Consider the following 1965-nt stretch of genomic DNA (forward strand, 5'->3'; position numbering starts at 1 on the left):
AACCGCCAGCCACCGGCCGGCAGCCTGACCGCCGAATCCGCACGCACGGGCCGCAGCCGGGCCGCGTAGGCCACGCCCCGACGGACCACCACTTGCGGTTCACCACAAGGGATTACCGCTTGGACATCCAGCGATCCATCGGAATCGATCAGCACCATGCGTCCCGGATGTTCGGCCTGTGCCGACCGCACCAACCCCCACACCGCGGCACCGGCCAGGTCCGAAACGTCCTCACCGGCAAGGGCGACCGCTCCGCGGGTCTGCACGGCCAGCACTCCGGCGCCGTCGGTGCGCAACCACGTTTGCAGCACGTCCAAGGTCTCGGTGGCCGCCGCGTGCACCGACTTCACCACGTCGCCACCGTGATTGACCAACTCCCACGGTGTGGCCTCGCCGCCGCCTTCATCGCTGCCCAACGAGATCGGTGACCAGGTCACGTCGAGCAATCCCTGGGCGAGCGATCGCTGCGCCGGAGCCGACGCGGCCGTCAACTGCCCGGCGGAGACCGGAAGCATGGCCAACCTCCCCACCGACAGCACCGGAAGCCCCGCGCCGTCGGCCAATTCCACCGAGACCGCCCCGGCGCCTGCCGGCGCTATCCGGACCCGCGCCCGCGCGGCGCCCGACGCGTGCAACGACACGCCCTGCCAGGAGAACGGCAACACGGTCTGGTCTTGCTCGGCGGCGACACCGATCGAGTGCAACGCGGCGTCCAGCAGCACAGGATGGATTCCGAAGCCGCCGCCGGCCGCGGTGGCTTCGTCGGGCACCGCGATCTCGGCGAAGAGCTCATCGCCGCGCTGCCACATCACCCGCAAACCCTGGAATGCCCGGCCGTATTCGTAGCCCCGCCGCGCGAGCCGGGCATAGGCGCCGGAGACGTCCACGGAGGTCGCCCCAACGGGCGGCCACACCGACAGGTCGGCGCCCGGCGTCACCGCCCCCGGCCGCAACAAACCCTCGGCGTGCAACACCCATTCCGAACCCGGCTGCGCGGCAGTGGAATACACCGACAGCCGGCGCTGGCCCGACTCGTCGGCCGCGCCGACCACCAGTTGCACCTGCACGCCGTCGGCGGCGGGCAGCACCAACGGCGCCGACAAGGTCAACTCCTCGAGCACGCCGCAGCCGACCTCGTCACCCGCGCGGACGGCCATCTCGACGAACCCCGCGCCCGGGAACAGCACCGTCCCGCCCACCGCGTGATCGGCCAGCCAGGGGTGGGCGGCCGTCGACAACCGGCCCGTCAACACCACACCACCGGAGTCGGGTCGCGGCACCACCGCACCGAGCAGCCCGTGCTCGGCGCCGTCCAGCCCCAGGGTCGCGACATCGTAGGATCCGGTCGACCCGCCCGGCAGCCAAAAATGTTGTCGCACAAACCCGTATGTCGGCAGGTCGATGCGCCGGCCGCCGAGGCCGGCGAACGCGGCACGCCAGTCCACACCCACGCCCGCCACGAAGGCCTGTCCGACCGAGAGCCAGAAGCGGTCCAGGCCGCCGTCGTCGCGGCCCAACGACGGAATGACGCAGGCCTGCTCGCTGTCGGGCACCGTCTCTTCGATGGCGGCCATCAGTACCGGATGCGGGCTGGATTCGATGAACGCCCGATAGCCCGCGTCGCAGGCGCTGCGTATCGCCCGTTCGAATTGCACCGTTTGCCGGATGCTGCGGAACCAGTAGTCGCCGTCCAGGCCCGCGGTGTCGAAGAGTTCGCCGGTCACGGTGGAGAAGAACGCGACCGAAGACGACTGCGGTGCAAGGCCGTTCAGCGCCTCGGCGAGAGGATCCCGGATCGCGTCCACCTGAACCGAATGCGAGGCGTAGTCGACGTCGATGCGACGGGCGCGAACGTTGTCGGCCGCGCAGCGTTGCATCAGTTCGGTCAGCGCGTCCACCTCGCCGGACACCACCACCGCCGAAGCACCGTTGACCGTGGCGATATTCAATCGCTCGCCCCACGCC

At 70.5% G+C, this 1965-nt stretch carries 1 protein-coding gene; it reads right to left on the reverse strand.

Annotated features, from left to right (window positions below):
* A partial coding sequence (locus Q0W90_RS24390) for an acyltransferase domain-containing protein (protein WP_297777245.1) occupies positions 1-1965 on the reverse strand: 1965 nt, incomplete at both ends.

It is taken from the genome of Mycobacterium sp. (assembly GCF_025933915.1).
GTDB lineage: Bacteria > Actinomycetota > Actinomycetes > Mycobacteriales > Mycobacteriaceae > Mycobacterium.